Here is a 20739-nt window from a genome sequence, read left to right as displayed (position 1 = left end):
TAAGGATAATAATTTTTATTATATTTGCAAAATAAGGAAATTGTCCTGTAGATTGACGTTTGGCAGGAATAAGTTCAAAAAAGAAAAATGTTTTACCCCTTAAAACAGGAAATAATACTATGCTACAGTTGGACAAGACGGACGTAATGATTTTAAAAGCGCTTCAAAACAATGCAAAAATAAACATGAAGGAGCTTTGTGCGGAGTTGAATATCTCGAAAACGCCCGTTTACGAACGGATCAGAAGGCTTGAGGAGGAAGGATACATAAAGAACTATGTTGCGCTGATAGACAACAAAAAGGTCGGACTTCCACTGGTCGTATTCTGTAATGTCTCCCTGAATGTTCATAATGACGAGCATATTCAGCGTTTCAAGGAAGCCATGAAAGGAATGGATGAGATTATCGAATGTTATTCGATCGGCGGGATGTATGATTTCTTTCTGAAAGTGGTTGTCAAAGATTTTGAAGCTTACGACAGGTTCGTGTTCGAGAAGCTGACGAAGGTGGAAGGGATTGTGAAAATGCAAAGCTCTTTTGTTCTGAACGAGATCAAGCATACGACGGCTCTGAATATAAAAGTGGAACCTTAAAGAAAAGAAGGGGATGCTTTGAATGGGCCGGTGGAATTAATCAGCCACGGGCGGATTAGTGGTGGAAAGGTTGTATCTTTGTATCCCTAAAAAGAGCAAAAGGAATGATTGGGAAAAAATTGCCGGCCGTTTTTAGAGTCATGTTTGGTTTATGGGTGGTCCTGCAGGTCTGTCTGGTGGTGAAATATTGGAATATGCCCAATCACGACGATGCCCTGGCTTATGTGAAACTGGCTTCGGAGTGTATTGCGCGAGGCACTTGGTATCCGGACGTGCACAACCAATATGAGGATTTTATTTTCGGCCCGGGCTATGTAAACCTTTTGATCGGGATCTATCATCTTTTCGGATCTTTCTCTTATGTCCGGTTGCTGAATTTGTTGATGAATATTGCCATGGTATTCGAAATACGGAAGTTGGCCGGAGAGATATTCTCGATTAAAACGGGCTATTACGCTGCTATATTATATATGTTGATTTTCTCAAATCTATATGCCCCGATAGCCGTATTGACTGATTTGCCTTTTACTTTCCTGTTGTTGACAGCCCTGCTGTTATGCAATATTCGCCGGTTGTTGCCTGTGGCTGTCGCCGGAGTGTTGATCGCGCTGGCCAACTGGTTCCGTCCTTTGGCAATTGTCTTTTTATTCGTGATTTTGCTCCTTTTCATCGTGCAAAAGCGGCGGTGGCAGTCTTATGCCGCATTGGCCTTGCCGCTTGTCTTGACTGTTTTCCTGATCGGGCAGAGTGTGAAGATGAGAACCGGCTATTTTGTCTATCAAGCGGTGTCAGGAGGCTATAACTTGGCAATGAGCTCTTTTGATGAAGCAAACGGTTTAGTCAATTTTAATGGCTTCGGTGATCCGGACAATTATATTTGCCTTCCTCCCGGAGATTATACCTATATGGAACGGGACAGTCTGCTGAAGCGTGCGTCGATCCGTTGGATCTCGGAACATCCGTTTAAGTATATTTCCCAACTGCCCTTCAAGTTGGTCGCTTTATATTGTGAAGATACCTGGGCAGAGCGTGTGAAACCGGATATGGGATTTAGAGTAGTACTTTCGAAAGTGCAGGGCAATAGTTTGAAATTGACTGAGTTAATTATTTGTCTTGTGTTGAAAAGCATTGTCTATTACATCGTGCTTTTGCTATTCATTTATTATGTTTGGACGAACCGGCGCGATCTGTTACGGGAGCGGAATGCCTATCTCCTGATTCCTGTTTTGGGGACGGCCGTGACGGTTTTGTTTGTGATCACTTCCCGCTATCATTATCCCTACTTGTTCGCGATAACAATCTATGCAGCAGCGGGTCTTGATATTCTTATACAGAATAAATTAAGGAAAAATAGCAGAAAGAACCGATTTATTTGCTGATTTCTTGTGTACGAATCAAAATAATTTGTACCTTTGTGCCCCGTAAAAGAAGAGAAACTCTATTAGAATCTTTGTTTTTGTTCAAGATGCAGTTCAAAAAGGGAAGACAGATAGCAGGAGTTGACTTAAATTTCGTAATATTAAAAAGAAAGATTAGCGATGTCTAAAATTTGTCAAATTACCGGAAAGAAAGCAATGGTTGGCAACAACGTTTCTCACTCTAAGAGAAGAACGAAACGTAAGTTTGATGTGAACCTGTTTACTAAAAAGTTCTACTGGGTAGAACAGGATTGTTGGGTTAGCCTGAATATTTCAGCCGCTGGCTTGCGTACTATCAATAAACTTGGTTTGGATGCAGCAATTAAGAAAGCTGCTGAAAAAGGTTATTTAAACGCTTAATTTGAGGAGGAAATAAAGAATGGCAAAGAAAGCAAAAGGTAACAGAGTTCAGGTAATCCTTGAATGCACGGAGCACAAAGAAAGTGGTATGCCGGGTACTTCTCGTTATATTACTACAAAGAACAGAAAGAATACAACTCAGAGATTGGAGCTGATGAAGTACAATCCTATCCTGAAGAAGATGACGTTACACAAAGAAATTAAGTAAGAGGAGATTAAACAATGGCAAAAAAAGCGGTTGCAACATTTAAGAAAGGTGACGGTCGTACCTATTCTAAAGTAATCAAGATGGTTAAGTCCCCGAAGACCGGTGCTTACATCTTCCAGGAAGAAATGATTCCTAACGAAGCTGTTAAAGATTATTTCGCTAAATAAGAGAGCGTAATATCAAGATACGAAGAGAGGTTCTTCTCCATAGGGGGAAGGGCCTCTTTTTTTGTTTCCATTCGGGGTGGTTATATGGAATATTTTCATAATTTTGTGTGGGCGAATCCGCGGTTGTCCGGTTGGTTGGGTGTCCGTGAGTCGAACCTACAAGATGTTGATAAATAATAAATAGAAACAAATAAATAATAAGAACCATGAGATTTGATGTATCCAGCACAGCGCTGTTATCACGTTTGCAATCTATTAGCAAAGTTATTGCTTCTAAGAATTCATTACCTATCTTGGACAATTTCCTTTTCAACCTGGAGGGTAATAAACTCTCTATAACGGCTTCGGATGCTGAAACACGTCTGGTTACATCCGTTGACGTGATGAATGCACAGGGGAGCGGACTTTTCGCGGTTTCGGCAAAAATCTTGCTCGACCCGTTGAAGGAGTTGCCCGAACAGCCGCTGACTTTCGATATTAACGACGAGAATCTGGAAATCTTTATCCATTTCCAGAATGGTAAATATAATTTTATCGGGCAAAAGGGAGACACATATCCGCAACAGAAACCGCTGAATGAGAATGCAATCTCCGTTATGATGGACGCACAGATGTTGCTGAACGGCATCAGCCGCTCGCTGTTTGCTACGGCTGACGACGAACTCCGTCCGGTGATGAACGGAATCTATTTCGATATTCATACGGACGATTTGACATTCGTCGCTTCCGACGGCCATAAGCTGGTGCGCCTGCGCAACCTTTCGGTAAAATCACCGGAAAGAGCTTCTTTCATTTTGCCGAAGAAGCCCGCAAACTTGCTGAAAGGCCTTTTATCGAAAGAAGAGGAGATGGTCAGCATCAAGTTCGATGATAACAACGCCTATGTCAACTGTTCCAATTTCGAAATGGTTTGCCGTCTGATCGAGGGCTGTTATCCGAATTACAACAGTGTGATCCCGCAGGAGAATCCTTTCAAGGTAACGATCGACCGTATCTCTTTCCTGAATGCCTTGAAGCGTGTATCCGTTTTCTCCAACCCGGCGAGCAGCCTTGTCAAGTTGCAACTGAAGGAGAGCGAGATGCTTGTCTCCGCACAGGATATCGATTTCTCCACTTCCGCCGAAGAAAAGATCGTTTGCAGCTTTGACGGAACCGAATTGAGCATCGGGTTCAAGGCAACATATCTGATTGAAATATTGAGCAACATCACCTCGGAGGAGGTGATATTCGAATTGGCCGATCCTTCACGTGCCGGTCTGATCGTCCCTTCGGAAAACGAAGAGAACGAGGACTTGCTGATGTTGCTGATGCCTATGATGTTGAATGATTAAAATATAAGAAATGCAGTTAAACCTGAAAAACCCGTTGGTTTTTTTCGACTTGGAGACGACGGGTATTAATATTGTTAAAGACCGTATCGTGGAAATCTCCTTTGTCAAGGTCTATCCGAATGGAAAAGAAGAAGCTAAAACGAGACGGATCAATCCGGAAATGCCCATTCCACCGGAGTCGACCGCTATTCACGGCATCACTGACGAAGATGTAAAAGACTGTCCTACTTTTAAAGAAATAGCCAAATCGCTGGCAACCCAGATCGAAGGATGCGATTTGGCGGGATATAACTCCAATCGCTTCGATATTCCTTTGCTGGCGGAAGAGTTTCTGCGGGCAGGTGTCGACATCGATTTGAACAAACGCAAGTTCGTAGACGTACAGACCATTTTCCATAAGATGGAACAGCGTACGCTTTCGGCCGCTTATAAGTTCTACTGTAACAAAAGCCTTGAAAACGCCCATACGGCAGAAGCCGATACGATGGCGACTTATGAGGTTCTGAAAGCGCAGTTGGACCGGTATCCGGAATTGCAGAATGACATAAATTTCCTTTCCCAATATTCGAGCTTTACGAATAATGTGGACTTTGCCGGACGTATGGTATACAACGACAAGGGGGAAGAGGTGATAAACTTCGGCAAGTATAAGGGCCGTCTGGTAGAGGAAGTGCTGAAGAACGATCCCGGATATTATTCCTGGATCATGAATGGCGACTTTCCTTTGAACACCAAGAAAATACTGACTGAAATAAAGTTGAGAGGTTTTAATTCGAAGTAATAAGAGAGGCATGAATAATTTTGAGTTTTGTAACCCTGTAAAGGTTGTTTTCGGCAAAGGTTCCATTGCCCGTTTGTCAGCTTTGATTCCGGCAGGAAGCAGAGTGCTGATGGTTTATGGCGGCGGAAGCATAAAGAAAAACGGCATCTACGACCAGGTGACAAAGGCACTGGAAGGTTTTGAAGTGGCCGAATTTCCGGGTATCGAACCAAATCCGCATTACGAAACCTGCATGAAGGCCGTGGAGGTCGTCAAAGAGAAGAAGATTGATTTTCTGCTGGCTGTAGGCGGCGGTTCGGTGATCGACGCGACAAAGTTCATTGCGGTGTCTGTCGGTTTCGAAGGCGATCCGTGGGATATCCTTTCGAAAGGCGGCGAGATAAAGAGCGCCTTGCCTTTGGGTACGGTACTTACGTTGGCTGCGACCGGTTCGGAGATGAACGAACGTTCGGTTATTTCCCGTGCATCGACTCGTGAGAAACTGAATTTCGCCAGTCCGTTGGTATTCCCGAAGTTTTCCGTGCTGGATCCGGAAGTGACCTATTCACTCCCTGCGCGTCAGGTGGCGAACGGGGTGGTCGACTCGTTTATTCATGTCGTGGAGCAGTATCTGACTTACCCGGTCAACGCGAAAGTGCAGGATGCCTTCGCGGAAGGCTTGATGCGTGTCATCCATGAAGAGGGACTGAAGGTTTTGGACAATCCGAACGACTACGATATCCGTGCCAACCTGATGTGGGCGGCGACCAATGCGCTGAATGTCTGGATCGGGCAGGGAGTTCCGCAGGACTGGTCTTCCCACCGCATGGGCTATGCGTTGACGGCGCAGTTCGGCCTGGATCATGCACAGACACTGGCTATTCTCTTGCCGGGTGTCATGACCTATATGTTTAAAGAGAAGCAGATCAAGCTGGCTCGTATGGGCGAAGTCGTTTTTGGCATTACGGATGGAACGGAAGAGGATAGGGCACGCAAGACAATTGCGGCCTGTGAGGATTTTTTTCGCCGTATGGGACTGAAAACGCGCCTCGGTGAATGTGGCATCACGGAAAAAGATTTGGATGCCCTTGCCGCTCCTGTGGACAAACAGGGTTGGAAATTGGGCGAACATCACAATATAGACAGCCGTGTGGCGCGTGAGATAATGGCACTGCGTTTGTAATAAAAATGGAACAAGGGACATCCTCTTTCAAAACATATATGTTTCGTTTTCAAAACATAGGTGTTTTAAAGTCAAAACATAGGTGTTTTGAAAAAGGGGGACCGCATATCGAATAAAATGCTGAAAGGTAAACATATCATATTGGGGATAACAGGGAGCATCGCTGCCTATAAAGCCGCCTATATCATCCGTGCCCTTGTGAAGAAAGGGGCGGAGGTGCAAGTAGTCATTACCCCTGCGGGAAAAGAATTCATTACGCCGCTCACGTTATCCACGTTGAGCAGCCATCCGGTGATCAGCGAGTTTTTCTCGAATCGCGACGGTACGTGGAACAGCCATGTCGATCTCGGCCTCTGGGCCGATGCCATGCTGGTCGCACCGGCCACTGCTTCGACGATCGGGAAGATGGCGAATGGCATTGCCGACAATATGCTGGTCACGACATACCTGTCATGCAAAGCTCCGGTTTTTATAGCACCTGCGATGGATTTGGATATGTTCGCGCATCCTTCCACCGGGCAGAACTTGGAACGGCTCCGTTCGTTCGGTAACCATATTATCGAACCTGCCGAAGGGGAACTTGCCAGTCATCTAGTGGGCAAGGGACGTATGGAAGAACCGGATAAGATCGTGGCGGTCTTGGAAGATTTCTTTGCATCCCAAACACGGCTTGAAAAAAAAAAGATTGTAATAACTGCCGGTCCGACATATGAAAAGATAGATCCCGTACGTTTTATAGGTAACTATTCTTCCGGAAAGATGGGATTTGCATTGGCCGAAGCGTGTGCAGAACAGGGAGCCGAAGTGACATTGATCGCAGGACCGGTGTCTTTGAAGGCGGTCCATCCGAATATCAAACGGGTCGATGTCGAATCGGCCGAAGAGATGTATCAGGCGGCCATGGCGGCTTTCCCGGAGGCGGATGCCGGTATCCTTTGTGCTGCCGTGGCGGATTATCGTCCGGATGAGCAGGCAAGCGAGAAGATCAAACGGGAGACGAAAGGGGAAATGACGCTCCGCCTGGTTCCGAACAAGGATATCGCAGCCTCGTTAGGAGCGATCAAGCGTGAAAAACAGGTCCTGGTAGGCTTCGCATTGGAGACAAATGACGAGACAGCTCATGCGGAAGGAAAACTGAAGCGGAAAAACCTCGATTTCATCGTCTTGAATTCCTTGAGGGATGCAGGTGCCGGTTTCCGTTGCGACACGAATAAGATCACGATCATCGACAAGGAAGGCGGGACGACTGTTTATCCGCTGAAGAGCAAACAGGGAGTGGCCGTTGATATTGTAAACAAATTGGCAACATTAGTAAAATGAGAATGATTAAGAAATTGTTATGCATATGCTTGTTGGGAGCTGCTCCTTTTATAGGTAAGGCGCAGGAGTTGAATGCCCGCATCACCATAAACAGTGATAAGGTGCAGAGTACGAATAAGCAGGTATTCAAAACCTTGCAGGATGCATTGAATGATTTCGTCAATAACAAAAAGTGGACAGATGCTACTTTCGCCGTGAACGAACGTATCGACTGCTCCATGACTCTCATCATCAACGAAATGGTATCGGACAATAGTTTTAAAGGCGAGATACAGGTGCAGGCACGCCGTCCGGTATATAACTCCAGCTACACCACTACGTTGCTGAATTATCGCGACACGGAACTTTCTTTCGACTATACGGAGTTCGAACCGTTGGAATACACCGAAAATACGTTGAGCAGCAACCTGATCGCAACGGTTGTTTTCTATATCTATACGATCCTTGGGCTGGATTTCGACAGCTTTTCCCCGAAAGGAGGCACAGCCTTCCTCGGACAGGCCATGCAGATCGTGAGCCTGGCACAGGCGCAACCGACATGGACAGGGTGGAAAGCTTTTGAAAACGACCGTAACCGCCATGCTCTGGCAACAGCTCTGACGGACAATACTTCGGAACTGTTTCGGGATATGTGGTATAACTATCATCGTAAGGGACTCGATGAAATGGCCGCAAACCCGGATCGTGGCCGTACGACCGTAATCGGTTTGCTTCCGGTTCTGGAGCAGGTCAAGAGTACCCGGCCGACATCGCCGTTGCTTCAGATGTTCGCCGACTCCAAACTGGATGAAGTCGTTTTGATCTATTCGAAAGCTACGGCGACGGAGAAGCAGGAAGGCTACAAAATGTTGTCAAACCTGTATCCTGCCCTCACGACGCGTATGGAATCACTTAAAAAGTAATCTGGAAATAGCTATGCTGAAGTCTTTATTCATACGGAACTTTGTTTTGATAGACAGCCTGGACATTAAGTTCGACAAAGGTTTTTCTGTGATAACCGGTGAGACGGGTGCAGGAAAGTCCATTATATTGGGTGCTCTTTCCCTGGTTTTGGGACAGCGTGCGGATGGAAAGAGCATTAAGAAAGGTTCTGAAAAATGTGTGATAGAAGCAGTCTTCGATGTTTCCCGCTATAAACTGGAAGAATTCTTTCTCACGAATGACCTGGAATATGATGCGGAGATTTGCATCCTTCGCCGGGAGTTGTTTGCATCGGGAAAATCTCGTGCTTTTGTAAACGATTCGCCTGTCCCGCTCTCCGTGGTGAAGGAATTGGGGAGCCGGCTGATCGATATCCATTCGCAACACCAGAATCTTTTGTTGGGGGATAACCGCTTTCAACTGAAAGTAATCGATGTAATGGCCGAAAACGATATCCTGCTGATCCTCTACCGGAAGGAGTACAGTCGTTACCAGTCTTTGAGAAGAGAACTGAAAGAACTGAGTGAAAAGGCTCTTCAGACGAAGCAGGAGGAAGACTATGTGCGTTTCCAGTTGGAGCAGCTGACCGATGCCGGTTTGGTAGCCGGTGAGCAGGAGGAACTGGAACAGGAGTTGGAAACCCTTTCCCATGCCGAAGAGATAAAAGGTTCTCTTTATAAGATCACCCAACTGCTGGACGGGGAGGAACAACAAGGAGCCGTCCAACTGATAAAAGAAGCCCTTTCCACCGCAGACAACCTGGAACGTTATTACCCGAAAGCAAAAGAAATAGCCGAACGCCTGCGTTCTGCCTATATCGATATGAACGACCTGGCTTCCGAAACGGAAGTGCTGAAGGAAGATGTCGAATTTAATCCCGAACGCTTGGACTGGGTGAACGAACGTCTCAATACGTTATACACCTTGGAACAGAAACACCGGGTTTCCAAAGTCGAAGAACTGATGGAATTGCGGGATAAATATGATGAGCAGCTGAAGGAGATCGATTCTTTCGATGAACAGATCGAATCGTTAAAGAAACAGTTGGAGGTCTCTCACCGGGAATTGCTTCAACAGGCGGCCGTATTGAGCGAGCAGCGTAAGATCGCTTCAAAAGCCATCGCCTCCCAATTGATGGAAATGGTTGTTCCGCTGGGTATGCCGAATATGCGTTTTGCGATCGACTTTGTTCCCAAACAAGAGCCGGAAAGCGATGGAATGGACGAAATCCGGTTTATGTTTTCCGCCAATAAGAGTGCGGAACTGCAACCGGTGGCTCAGACGGCATCCGGTGGCGAGATATCCCGCCTGATGTTATGTATCAAGGCGATGATTGCCGGATTTACAGCGTTGCCAGCCATTATTTTTGATGAAGTGGATACGGGGGTTTCCGGGGATATTGCCGATAAAATGGGGGATATCATGCAGGAACTGGGCACGAAGATGCAGGTTTTTGCCATTACCCATCTTCCCCAGATCGCAGCTAAAGGAAAAGATCATTATTTTGTCTATAAGGAAGATACGGATGACCGGACCGTTACCCGCATCCGGAAAATGAGTAAGGAAGAGCGCGTGAAAGAAATTGCGCGTATGCTGAGCGGCGCTTCGCTGACCAGTGCTTCGATTGCGAATGCGAAAGAATTGTTGAAAGCGAGAAATTAAACCTTTTCATCGCTGTATGGTCATAATAGCAACAAAGTGTAAGTGTTAATTAAAAATCGAATGTCATGAAGAGATTGAGTATTATATTAATGGCAGTCCTTTTTTGCAGCTTGCAGGGATATGCACAGTTTTGGATCAGTTTCGGGTGGAATGAACCTCATTGTCAGAACTGCCTTTGGATGGAACAGGCAATCCGTATGACGAACCGTCAGGCGGCCGAGTATCATAAGATCATTCACCGGTACGGAGAGAGGATCGAGCGTGAAGCATGTAAGCATTACCGTTATTGGGACCAGTCTGCCCAGAAGATATATAAGTTGCGTATGGAACGAGACCGGAAATTGCAACGTATCTTTTCACCTTCACAGTTCCGTTTGTATGTGCGGTTTGTCCGTGAGACACCGACGCGTATCCATGATTGGAGAGGATGGTACAATAATCCGCACTATCCGCACTATCGTCCGTCCAATGTCTGTCACCATTATGAGGATCATTACTGGCATTGCCAATGGGAATATACGAACAACCGGTGGTTCGACCGCTTTGATGACGGTAAATGGTATCCCGGCAAGTATGATCGTCCCGGTCACAACCACGGACAATGGAAGCCGGACAGGTATGATCGTCCTCAACCGAATCATAACGATGGCCGTCCCCACCATGACAATGGACAGTGGAAACCCGGCAAATACGACCGTTCGAACTTTCAGGGAGGTCGTCCCGGTCCCGATAATCACAAGAATAAGTACGATAATCACAAAAACAAGTACAATCAGGATAAATATGATAAAAAACGTCCGGACCGGAATGGGGATAAACGTTACGATAAGGACAAAAAAGAGGACAAGCGCTCCAGCAAGGCTCGCTCAAATAGCCGTCAACGGACGAGCAACAGGCGGAACATGGAGAAAAATATATAATAAAAGCGTAAATCTTTGTACCTTTGTCGGACTCAGAGCCGGGCTAATCGATTAGCCCGGTGATAAAAACGGAAAAGATATAGCATAATGAAAGAAAACGAAATGGTGTTCGGCATCCGTGCCGTGATAGAGGCAATCCAGGCCGATAAGGAGATTGATAAAATATTGGTGAAACGTGAATTGCAGGGAGACCTGTCCCGCGAGCTGTTTGAAGTTCTGAAAGGGCGAGACATACCTGTACAGCGTGTGCCTGCCGAACGTCTCGATCGTTTGACGCGTAAGAACCATCAAGGGGTAATAGCCTTTATCCCGGCTGTCACGTACGAACGGTTGGAAAATATTATTCCGTTTGTATATGAACAAGGAAAGAATCCGTTTATCGTCTTGTTGGATGGGGTTACGGATGTCCGTAACTTCGGTGCTATTGCCCGTACCTGCGAATGTGCCGGTGTGGATGCGATCGTGATTCCTTCAAGAGGAAGCGTGACGGTGAATGCCGATGCGATTAAGACCTCGGCAGGTGCACTCCATGTATTGCCTGTCTGCAAGGAAAAAAGCATTACGGAAGCCATCCGTTTCTTACAGGCCTCCGGCGTAAAAGTCTATGCGGCCAGTGAAAAAGCTTTTGAGAATTATACATCTATCAAGTATGACGGACCTGTGGCTATCGTAATGGGAGCGGAAGATAAGGGAGTTTCGATGGATAATCTTCGTATCTGCGACAGCATGGTGAAGATTCCGCAGTTCGGCACGATCGGTTCGCTGAACGTATCGGTCGCCTCTTCCATTCTTATCTATGAAGTGGTTCGCCAGCGGATGAATGAACAAGCACAATAACGTTATAAAAATAAAGAAACAATGAAGAAAGTTATCGCAACAAAAAATGCACCAGCCGCTATCGGCCCGTACAGCCAGGCTGTGCAAGTAGGAAATATGCTGTTTGCTTCCGGCCAGTTGGGACTTGACCCCGCAACAGGCAATTTTGCTGAAGGAGGAGTGAAAGAGCAGACCGCACAGGCATTCAAGAATATACAGGCAATCTTGAAAGAAGCCGGCCTCAGCATCAACGATGTCGTAAAGACAACCGTATTCCTGGCTGACATGGGTGATTTCGCTGCTATGAACGAAGTGTATGCTTCTCAGTTCGAAGGAACTTTCCCGGCTCGTTCTGCCGTTGCAGTCAAGACATTGCCGAAGAACGGCCTGGTAGAGATTGAAGTGATTGCCGTAAAGGAATAAGCTGTATTTAGAAAAAGGGCGGTGTGTATTCTATGTTTTACTTGCATGAAAACATAGAATACACACCGCCCTTTTGTTTTATATCGCTTGGCAACTTACTTTCCGAACAACTTTCCGATCAAATCTTTCTTTCCTATCTTTTGCAACGCTTGTGTGATCTGGCGTCGGAACTCCGGTTTATACCAGAAGAAGAACTGGCGCTGTGCCAGTTTCTGTTCTTTCGTATGGGCCGTATATACCTTTTCCAATGTATAAGGATGATAACCCGTGTAGTACATCTCCGTTGCTAACGTCATGGGAGTGGGGGTGAAATCCTGTACCTGTTCGAGTTGGAAATGCAGCTTCTTGGTTTGGATGGCCAGGTTTGCCATATCCGCCTCGGTGCAACCGGGATGGCTGGATATGAAATAAGGGATTAGTTGCTGGTTCAGTCCGTGTTGTTTGTTTACACGGTCGAATATCTTTTTGAATTGCCCGAAAAGTTCGAATGACGGTTTGCGCATCATCTTCAGGACATTGTCTTCCGTATGTTCGGGAGCGACTTTGAGGCGGCCGGAAACATGGCGGGCTATCAGTTCCTCCATATAGGTATGGGCAGCCTTGTTCAGATTGTCATCCTCATACCGGTGCAAGAGCAGGTCATAGCGGACACCGCTACCGATAAACGAACGTTTGATTCCCGGCATACTATCCACTTCTTTGTATATCTCTAACAGCGGCGTATGATCTGCATTCAGGTTCTTGCAGACGACAGGAGAGATGCATGACGGCTTCTTGCACCGGGCGCAGATATCCGGATTCTTTCCTTTCATCCGGTACATATTGGCCGAAGGACCGCCGAGATCGCTCAGATATCCTTTGAAGTCCGGCATCTGCGTAATCTTCTTCACTTCTTTCAGTATCGACTCTTTGCTTCGCGAAGCGATGAACTTCCCCTGATGTGCCGAGATGGTACAGAAAGCACAGCCTCCGAAACATCCCCGGTGGATATTTACCGAGAACTTGATCATCTCGAAAGCCGGTATCGTCTTTCCTTTGTATTTGGGATGGGGCAGGCGGGTGTAGGGCAGGTCGAACGACGCATCTATCTCTTCTTCCGTCATAGGCGGGAAAGGAGGATTGACGACTATTGTCTGTCTGCCTACCTTTTGCAGGATACGAGAAGCCTGCTGTTTGTTGGATTCTTCCTCTATGTGTCTGAAGTTCTTCGCCTGTTTCAGTTTGTCGCGCAGGCATTCTTCGTGGGAAAAAAGATTGATATCGTCCGGGAGTGGCTCTACCGTGTCAGCCAGATAGGCTGTTTGCCGTATGTCTTTGATCTCGCGGAAGGGAGTTCCCGCCTGTAGCCGGCTGACCAGTTCTTTCAGAGGAAGTTCCCCCATGCCGTATATCAGCAAATCGGCTGGGCTGTCTTTCAGGATTCCGGGGAGCAGTTTGTCCTGCCAGTAGTCGTAATGTGTGACCCGCCGCAAAGAAGCCTCTATGCCACCCAGTACGACGGGAACATCCGGGTAGATTTCTTTCAGTATCTTCGTGTAAACGATGCTGGGATAATCGGGGCGCATGCCGGCACGGCGGTCCGGTGTGTAGGCATCATCGCTGCGCAGGCGCTTGTTGGCCGTATAGTGGTTGATCATCGAATCCATCGCTCCGGCAGAGACACCGAAGAACAGGCGGGGGGCTCCCAGCTTTTTGAAATCCCGGTAATCCCCACGCCAGTCCGGTTGCGGAACGATTGCTACGCGCAGTCCCATCGCTTCGAGTGTCCGTCCGATGACGGCAGCCCCGAATGAAGGATGGTCCACATAGGCGTCTCCGCTGAAAAGTATCACATCTATATAGTCCCATCCGCGGGCTTCAACTTCTTTTTTTGTAGTAGGCAGCCATGCCTCCGGTCTGAATGTTTTCATGGCTGCAAAGATACGAATTATATTCTGTCATAGATGTCTTTCCGGATAAAGAGCATCCCACCACTGTGGTTCGTCTTTCAGGTATTTGGCGAACCAGGCAAAGATGGTATTCTGCCATTCGAGGCGTTTCTTATAATCCGCAATACCGTGGTTCTCTCCGTCTACCTGTACGAATTCGACTGTTTTTCCAAGTAGTTTCAAAGCCAGGAACATCTGGATGCTTTCACCGACGGGCACATTCGTGTCGGCATTTCCGTGAAGCAGAAGGAGAGGAGTTTTGATCTTGTCGGCATTGAACAGCGGACTATGTTTGGTATAAAACTCCGGATTATTCCACGGGTAAGTGCCTGTATTGGCAACCGAGCAATATCCGTATCCCCAATAACCTTCACCCCAATATCCGCTCAGGGCACTGATACCTGCATGACTGACGGCGGCGGCAAACAGGTTGGTTTTTGTCTGTAGATATTGTGTCATGAAGCCGCCGTAGCTGGCACCGATACAACCGATTTTCTTCGGGTTGACAAACGAATGTTCTTTGCAGAACAGTTCTGTCCCCCGGATGATTTCATCGGCAGTCTTGTCTCCCCAGGCATTTACGTGACGGGCGGCGAATTCTTGTCCGAACCCGGTCGTACCGCTTGGGTTCAACGTATAGACCACATAGCCGAGGGCGGCATACATGTGCATGGAGTATCTGAGTTCCAACGCACGGTTAGTAGGAGAGGTTCCACCGTAGTAATAGACGATCATCGGATATTTCCGGGAAGCGTCGAAGTTGGGCGGGAGATAATAGCGGCCTTGAATGACGGTTCCGTCGTCAGAAGTGAAATTCCAGTCGTGCACTTCTCCGAACTTGATGTCTTTCAGCCTGTCGGCCGACAAGTCGTAGATCAGTTGCGTCTTCCTGCTCTTGGTGTTGTAGCTGTACAGGCGGTTGGCGTTGGATACGCTCTGTCCGTAGTAGTACATGACCGGAGCGGTTTCGGCCAGTGAATAATTGTAGATGACATCTTCCGGCAGGTCGAGTCGGCTGATTTTTCCGTTGGCCGGATTGCAGGTATAGACACGCTGGTAATCCTGATCCTCTGTCAACATGTATATCTGTCCGTCGAATTTGCTCCACACTGCACTCGTGACGTTCGGGTTGAAGTCTTTGGTAAGCGCTTTCGCTTTCCGCGTTGCCGGATCGTAGAGGAAAAGCTGTCCGTCGTAGGTGTTGGATATCTGCCCCTCTTTGATGTTCAGGCCGATGTTGTCGAACGCATTGCCGGAACCGGACACCATCAACTGTTTGCCGTCCGGCGAGAAGGTCGCTCCATTGATGTATTTGGCTTTTTCCCATAAGGTGTCGACCGCCATGGTCTGCAAATCCAACTTATACATGGAATTGCTGGAGTGAGGCAGCGAAGTGTAATCCTGTTCGCTGGTGCTGAACAGCAGGTAACGGCTGTCGGCACTGACATCGTTGATGAAGGTGTTGTTATGCCCATATGTCAACTGCTCGTACAGGCCGGTCTGAAGATCGTAGCGCCAGATGAAGTAGCGGTTGCGGAACCCCGGCAGACGGTCGTTCGGTTCCAGGATGCGAAGCATATCCGGTCCGTCTTTAGGGCCTTCTTCCCGGATGGTGTAGAGCAATGTCTTTTCGTCCGGGGTGAAGCTGAAGCTGCCTTCCGGCAGGTTTTCCGCCAGGACATCTTCCTGCATGGTCGACGGATCGACGGTCACCAGTTCTTTTCCGTTCATTCCGGTGCGGGTGAAATACATCTTGTTGCTCGTCGGCATCCAGTCGGCAGTCAGGATAAACCCTTTGTCCTGCAATAAAACCCGTCCGGTCGCCGCATCCCGCAACTGGGCGTATTGTTCGTTTTTCCCACCTTCCATGCAGGTATAATATTTGACCAACACATATTTCCCGTCCGGCGAGAGGCTCGTTCCACTGAATTGCGTTCCTTTCAGGATATCGCGTGGCGTGTATCGCTTTTCAGGATCGAGGGAGGCTATGACCCGGGCTTCCTCTTCGCTCTTGAATTTGGCTGTCAGCGTGGCTGGACAGGTGTCGGTGGCGGCTGTCAGATATTTGATGACCACTTTATAGCGGTATGGTTCCAAGGCCAACTCGGAAGTGGCGCCGACCGGTTTATCGTTGACAAACACTTCGAATGTCCCCGGTCCGGAAACTTCCAGCGAACCTTTCGTGTAGCGGTCGCTGTTCAGGTAGAACGAATAGAGATGCAAGGCATATCCTTTTTCGGGTGCCGGGACGGTAATCAGTCCGGCGGTGTCTGTTTCGACCACGCTTGCGTTGCTCAAGGCACGCTCGAACGGGATAGTCGATTTGACCAGGTTTTTCGCATCGAAAGGCTTTCCATTGACATTCAGGCTGTCTGCCAGGATCGGTTTATTGACCGTTATCGGCCCGGCATGGAAGTACTGCTTCACTTTAACGTCTTCCGCCGCTTGTGTGGCAAAAACCGAAAAGAGGAGTAACGGGATAAGTTTAATTTTCTGATTCATGTATTGTGTGTATTTGGAATTGTTCATGGCAGTTGTCCTTCCCAGACAAAACAATCGGTAAACAAGCCTTTGAGGTCGGTCGCTTCTCTGAACAAGCCGAACACGGAAGAGCCTGATCCGGACATGGAAGCATATACGGCCCCCTTTTCGTACAGTGTCTCTTTGATCCCGGCAATGACCGGATGTTTCGGGAAGACGCTTCTCTCGAAATCGTTTACCATCAGTTCTTTCCATTCTTCGACAGGTCTCCGGACGATTTCTTTCAGAGAGATTGCCGGAGCAGCGGGCGTCACCATCGAATAGGCTTCAGGTGTCGAGACGGCGACATCCGGTTTGACGAGGCAGAGATGGTAACCGGCCAGCGACAATTCGACCGTTTCGAAGATATTTCCCGTGCCGGAAGCGAATACCGGCGTATTGCGGATAAAGAACGGACAATCCGCCCCGATGGAAGAGGCCAGTTTTTCCAGATCATCTTGTGGAAGATGAAGCCGGCAATAGTCGTTCAGCAGTTTCAGCATAAAGGCGGCATCGGCCGAGCCTCCGCCAAGTCCGGCCCCGAAGGGAATGGCTTTCAGCAGATGAACTTCCAGTTCCGGGATTTCATACCGCGACTTCAGCAGGTTCAGAGCTTTTACAACCAGATTCTTTTCCGCCGGAGCATCTACCGGAATCCCCGTTTGCGTGAAAGAGAATGTATCGGCCCTGACTATTTCCAGCGCATCTTTCACCGGGATCGGATAGAAAATGGTTTCGATATTATGGTAACCATCCGGACGTTTGCTTACGACATTCAGCCCCAGGTTTATTTTGGCATTGGGAAAACAGATCATATTATATAGTCTCTTTTTAATGATTGACAATTGTAAAAAATTCTTATTGATATGATTCAGGCACGGATTTCATGGAAAATTCCGTGCCTGAAAAATCCTGAAGGAAGAAGTTTTACCTCGCCTTCCGGTGCTTATCTTTGTCCTTCGCCGATCATCTCTTCAGCCAGAACAACATCTGCTTCCTTTTTGATGTTCGGGAGTTCCAGGCCGTAGCCCTTGATGCGGTCTTCACGTTTCAGCAACAAGGAGATCACAAGCGCCAGAATACCGAAGCAGGTGAAGATCAACATCGGGATCGTATAGTCGTAGGTCGGTTTGCCGTTGATTTCTCCGGTGATGCAGTATGCATCCAACACGATGCCGATCATATACGGAACCCCCATCAGCCCCCAGTTCTGTACCCAGAATATCAGAGCGTAGGCAGTCCCCAATTTGTTTTCCGGAATGATCTTCGGAACGGAAGGCCACATGGCGGAAGGAACCAGTGAGAAGGCGATGCCTAACAGCAGGATCAGCCCCAGGGCGACCAGCCAGTTGTCCAGCATCGGGATGGAGAATGTGAGGTGGATAAATATCAGCATGATGGAACCGATAATCATGATGGTGGCTCCCTTTCCCTTGCGGTCGTACAAGTTTCCGAAGAACGGGGTCAGGAGGATATTACCGAACGGCAGTAAGGCCGGAATGACACCGGACCATTCCGGATCGATACCAAACTTGTTGATCATCAGGTTCGGAGCATATTTCAGGAAGGGGAAAACGGCCGAATAGAACAGAACGCAAAGGAGCGCCATATACCAGAATCCCTTTAACGTAATGATATCCAAGATATCGCCGAAACGGAACGGCTCTTCCGCATCTTCTTCTCCGGTAGCGTTGGCGGCATCTTCGGCATCCCGTTTTTTATCCATGACAACGAATACGATGAAGGACAACAAACCGATGCAAAGCAAAATCAAACCGATGAAGATCGGCATGCTGATGGAGTTGCCGAACGCGCGGCTCAGCAAAGGCGTGACACCGATCGCCAACCCCGTGCCGATACGGGCACAAGCCATTTCCAGCCCCATTGCCAGAGCCATCTCTTTGCCTTTGAACCACTTTACGATGATTTTCGAAACGGTGATACCGGCAATCTCGACGCCGACACCGAACAAGGCGTATCCTAATGAAGCGATCACCAACGGATACCCATATTCGGAACCGAAAATGGTGACGGTTGCCCCATCGAAGTTGTGCGATATACCGAACCATTTGATAAACACACCGATAAGCATGATGCATGTTGACATCAAGCCGGTGAAGCGTACGCCCATCTTGTCCAGGATCATCCCTCCGAAGATAAGCATCAGGAAAAATACGTTGAACCAACCGTAGGCACTGGTGAATTTACCATATTCATTGGCTGTCCATCCCAGTCCGCCGCCTTCGACGGGAGTTTGCAGTAAGTCCTGCAGCGGAGCCATCATATCCGTGATGAAGTATCCGCAGAGCATAGTGAATGCGACGAGCGCCAGTACGAACCATCTCGCTGTCTTCGATTCACTCAGTTTTCTTTGAATTTGTTCTGTCATGATATTTGTTATTGAATTATGTTATTTGTTTTCTTCGGGAAACAAAGGCAGAGCATCTGCCACGACGAAAGTGCTGCCGCCGATAAAGATCATGTCGTCCTTCCCGGCTCGTGCCAATGCCTTTTCCACGGCTTCCGGTACGGAGTCGCAGATCGTGCCCGACAAACCGTGGAGGAGAGCTTTCGTCGCAAAATCTTCCGCAGGCATTGCCCGTTGCACGGATGCTTGCGTGAAAAAGTAAAAGGCGTTTTCCGGCATCAGGTCCAACACGCCGTCTATATCTTTGTCGTTCACCATGCCGACGATCATGAAGAGATGCTTATGCTGCTTCAGTTCTTCTTTAAGCTGGATGCTCAGGTATTGCCAACCTCCGACGTTGTGCCCGGTGTCGCACACGACTTTCGGGTTTTGTTGCAGGACCTGCCAGCGCCCCATCAGCCCTGTCAGTTCGACCACATGTCCGAAACCTTCCCGTATCGCTTCAACCGGAATGTTTACGCCGGCAACCTTCAACAGGTTGATAGCCCCCAATACGGTAATTGCGTTCCTGAACTGCACGACACCGCCCAGTTCGCCGAACAGCTGCCCGTATTCTGCAGAATCCAGATACCATTCGCCCGTGTCCATCAGGTACGATTCTTTCAGCAACCCTTCGTCCTGGGCGAAATAGACCAATGTGCCGGCTTTGACGGCTGCATCGGCAAAGACTTTTGCCACACTGTGGCGGTCGACTTCGCCGATCAGTGCCGGAACGTCTTTCTTGATGATGCCGGCTTTCTCAAAAGCTATCTTTTCGACCGTATCTCCCAAGAACTGGGTGTGGTCCAGGCTGATGTTCGTAATGATGCTCAGGATGGGAGTGATGATATTGGTACTGTCCAGGCGGCCGCCCATGCCGACTTCGATAACGGCATAGTCCACCTTCTCTGCACGAAAATAGTCGAAAGCCATGCTGGAAGTCAGTTCGAAGAAGGACGGTTGGAGAGGTTCGAAGAAAGAGCGGTTGCGTTCTACAAAATCCATTACATATTCTTTGGGGATCTTTTGCCCGTTTACCCGGATTCGTTCGCGGAAGTCGATCAGGTGCGGGGAGGTGTAAAGCCCGACTTTATATCCCGATTGGCGCAGGATCGCAGCCAGCAGGTGGCTGACGGAACCTTTGCCGTTCGTTCCGGCAACGTGTATTGTTTTGTATGCTTTATGCGGATTGCCTAAATGGTCGTCCAGTGCGATACTGGTTCCTAATCCGGGTTTGTAGGCTGAAGGTCCGGCATTCTGAAAAACAGGAATACTGGTATATAGATAGTGTAGCGTCTCTTCGTATGTCATGTTGTTGTTATTTATATCTTGCAAAGTTAGGCACAAATCTTTTAGGAAAAAAGAGTTTGTTTAAAATGATAGTTGGAATAAACAAGAGAAGGATACCCGAAAACGGATATCCTTCTCAAATTAGCTTTTATAATTCAGTAGAATTAATTTCTTGGGAGTGCTTCTTTTACAATCATTTGACGGCCTTCATAAGTGGCTCCGTTCAAATCTCTGATTGCTTTCTGTGCTTCGGATGTTTCCGGCATTTCGACGAATGCAAAACCTTTTGATCTTCTTGTGTCGCGATCGATGATAAGTTTTACTGAATCAACTGTTCCGAACTCTTCCATTACATCTCTTAAATCCGATTCCCTAACATTGTAGCTAAGGTTACCAATATACATGTTCATAAAATATAAAAATAAAAAAATTAATAATTCAACAATCGAATTTAAGGAAGTTATTTATCAGAGGTGAAAATGCTCAATATATAATTGAGAAGATACATGTGA

The 20739-nt window shown here is 47.7% G+C and carries 20 protein-coding genes; 14 read left to right on the top strand and 6 right to left on the bottom strand.

Annotation, left to right across the window (positions count from 1 at the left end; all coding sequences use genetic code 11):
- Nucleotides 1-119: 119 nt before the first annotated feature.
- From BQ9893_RS03490 to BQ9893_RS03425, 14 genes are all read left to right on the top strand, one after another.
- Nucleotides 120-593 carry an Lrp/AsnC family transcriptional regulator gene (locus BQ9893_RS03490; protein WP_075964756.1) on the top strand — a complete coding sequence of 158 codons (474 nt, stop codon included), beginning with the start codon at nucleotides 120-122 and terminating at the stop codon, nucleotides 591-593.
- A 104-nt stretch (nucleotides 594-697) separates the two neighbouring features.
- The gene (locus BQ9893_RS03485) at nucleotides 698-1972 is read left to right on the top strand and encodes a hypothetical protein (RefSeq protein ID WP_075964755.1); all 1275 of its coding nucleotides are present in this window, start codon (nucleotides 698-700) and stop codon (nucleotides 1970-1972) included.
- A 159-nt stretch (nucleotides 1973-2131) separates the two neighbouring features.
- Nucleotides 2132-2371 carry a 50S ribosomal protein L28 gene (rpmB, locus tag BQ9893_RS03480; protein WP_005638129.1) on the top strand — a complete coding sequence of 80 codons (240 nt, stop codon included), beginning with the start codon at nucleotides 2132-2134 and terminating at the stop codon, nucleotides 2369-2371.
- A 19-nt stretch (nucleotides 2372-2390) separates the two neighbouring features.
- On the top strand, nucleotides 2391-2579 hold the full coding sequence (gene rpmG / locus BQ9893_RS03475) for a 50S ribosomal protein L33 (protein ID WP_005642977.1): 189 nt from the start codon (nucleotides 2391-2393) through the stop codon (nucleotides 2577-2579).
- 14 nt (nucleotides 2580-2593) lie between these two features.
- Nucleotides 2594-2746 (top strand): DUF4295 domain-containing protein, encoded by a 153-nt coding sequence (locus tag BQ9893_RS03470; protein WP_005638125.1) that lies wholly within the window; start codon nucleotides 2594-2596, stop codon nucleotides 2744-2746.
- Between the two features lie 206 nt (nucleotides 2747-2952).
- Nucleotides 2953-4077 carry a DNA polymerase III subunit beta gene (gene dnaN / locus BQ9893_RS03465; protein WP_075964754.1) on the top strand — a complete coding sequence of 375 codons (1125 nt, stop codon included), beginning with the start codon at nucleotides 2953-2955 and terminating at the stop codon, nucleotides 4075-4077.
- Nucleotides 4078-4087: 10 nt separating this feature from the next.
- Nucleotides 4088-4858 (top strand): 3'-5' exonuclease, encoded by a 771-nt coding sequence (locus BQ9893_RS03460; RefSeq protein ID WP_075964753.1) that lies wholly within the window; start codon nucleotides 4088-4090, stop codon nucleotides 4856-4858.
- Between the two features lie 10 nt (nucleotides 4859-4868).
- Nucleotides 4869-6020: an iron-containing alcohol dehydrogenase gene (locus BQ9893_RS03455; RefSeq protein WP_075964752.1), complete on the top strand. Its 1152-nt coding sequence runs from the start codon at nucleotides 4869-4871 to the stop codon at nucleotides 6018-6020.
- Between the two features lie 117 nt (nucleotides 6021-6137).
- The gene (coaBC, locus tag BQ9893_RS03450; RefSeq protein WP_075965387.1) at nucleotides 6138-7340 is read left to right on the top strand and encodes a bifunctional phosphopantothenoylcysteine decarboxylase/phosphopantothenate--cysteine ligase CoaBC; all 1203 of its coding nucleotides are present in this window, start codon (nucleotides 6138-6140) and stop codon (nucleotides 7338-7340) included.
- Nucleotides 7337-8242, top strand: a complete 906-nt coding sequence (gene porD, locus BQ9893_RS03445; protein WP_075964751.1) for a type IX secretion system protein PorD — start codon at nucleotides 7337-7339, stop codon at nucleotides 8240-8242. Before coaBC ends, porD begins: the two co-directional genes overlap by 4 nt.
- A gap of 13 nt (nucleotides 8243-8255) precedes the next feature.
- Complete coding sequence (recN, locus tag BQ9893_RS03440; protein ID WP_075964750.1) at nucleotides 8256-9923, top strand: DNA repair protein RecN; 1668 nt, start codon at nucleotides 8256-8258, stop codon at nucleotides 9921-9923.
- A gap of 65 nt (nucleotides 9924-9988) precedes the next feature.
- A complete protein-coding gene (locus BQ9893_RS03435) occupies nucleotides 9989-10843 on the top strand; it encodes a hypothetical protein (RefSeq protein WP_075964749.1) in 855 nt (284 codons plus the stop codon).
- 87 nt (nucleotides 10844-10930) lie between these two features.
- Nucleotides 10931-11680: a 23S rRNA (guanosine(2251)-2'-O)-methyltransferase RlmB gene (rlmB, locus tag BQ9893_RS03430; RefSeq protein WP_075964748.1), complete on the top strand. Its 750-nt coding sequence runs from the start codon at nucleotides 10931-10933 to the stop codon at nucleotides 11678-11680.
- Nucleotides 11681-11701: 21 nt separating this feature from the next.
- Nucleotides 11702-12082: a RidA family protein gene (locus tag BQ9893_RS03425; RefSeq protein WP_075964747.1), complete on the top strand. Its 381-nt coding sequence runs from the start codon at nucleotides 11702-11704 to the stop codon at nucleotides 12080-12082.
- 95 nt (nucleotides 12083-12177) lie between these two features.
- On the opposite strand, the gene BQ9893_RS03420 is transcribed toward BQ9893_RS03425, so the two are convergent.
- From BQ9893_RS03420 to BQ9893_RS03395, 6 genes are all read right to left on the bottom strand, one after another.
- Nucleotides 12178-13992 carry a YgiQ family radical SAM protein gene (locus BQ9893_RS03420; RefSeq protein WP_075964746.1) on the bottom strand — a complete coding sequence of 605 codons (1815 nt, stop codon included), beginning with the start codon at nucleotides 13990-13992 and terminating at the stop codon, nucleotides 12178-12180.
- Nucleotides 13993-14019: 27 nt separating this feature from the next.
- On the bottom strand, nucleotides 14020-16512 hold the full coding sequence (locus tag BQ9893_RS03415) for a S9 family peptidase (RefSeq protein ID WP_075965386.1): 2493 nt from the start codon (nucleotides 16510-16512) through the stop codon (nucleotides 14020-14022).
- Between the two features lie 23 nt (nucleotides 16513-16535).
- Nucleotides 16536-17345, bottom strand: a complete 810-nt coding sequence (ispE, locus tag BQ9893_RS03410; protein WP_075964745.1) for a 4-(cytidine 5'-diphospho)-2-C-methyl-D-erythritol kinase — start codon at nucleotides 17343-17345, stop codon at nucleotides 16536-16538.
- A 131-nt stretch (nucleotides 17346-17476) separates the two neighbouring features.
- Nucleotides 17477-18919: an MFS transporter gene (locus BQ9893_RS03405; protein WP_075964744.1), complete on the bottom strand. Its 1443-nt coding sequence runs from the start codon at nucleotides 18917-18919 to the stop codon at nucleotides 17477-17479.
- A 21-nt stretch (nucleotides 18920-18940) separates the two neighbouring features.
- Entirely contained in the window at nucleotides 18941-20248 is a 1308-nt protein-coding gene (locus BQ9893_RS03400; protein WP_075965385.1) for a bifunctional folylpolyglutamate synthase/dihydrofolate synthase, read from the bottom strand.
- A gap of 143 nt (nucleotides 20249-20391) precedes the next feature.
- Nucleotides 20392-20637 (bottom strand): RNA recognition motif domain-containing protein, encoded by a 246-nt coding sequence (locus BQ9893_RS03395; RefSeq protein ID WP_075964743.1) that lies wholly within the window; start codon nucleotides 20635-20637, stop codon nucleotides 20392-20394.
- Nucleotides 20638-20739 lie beyond the last annotated feature (102 nt).

Origin of the sequence: Parabacteroides massiliensis (genome assembly GCF_900155425.1) — a bacterium.
GTDB classification, from domain to species: domain Bacteria; phylum Bacteroidota; class Bacteroidia; order Bacteroidales; family Tannerellaceae; genus Parabacteroides; species Parabacteroides massiliensis.
Note: the sequence above shows the minus strand (reverse complement) of the source record. Positions and strands in the feature narration are given on the sequence as shown.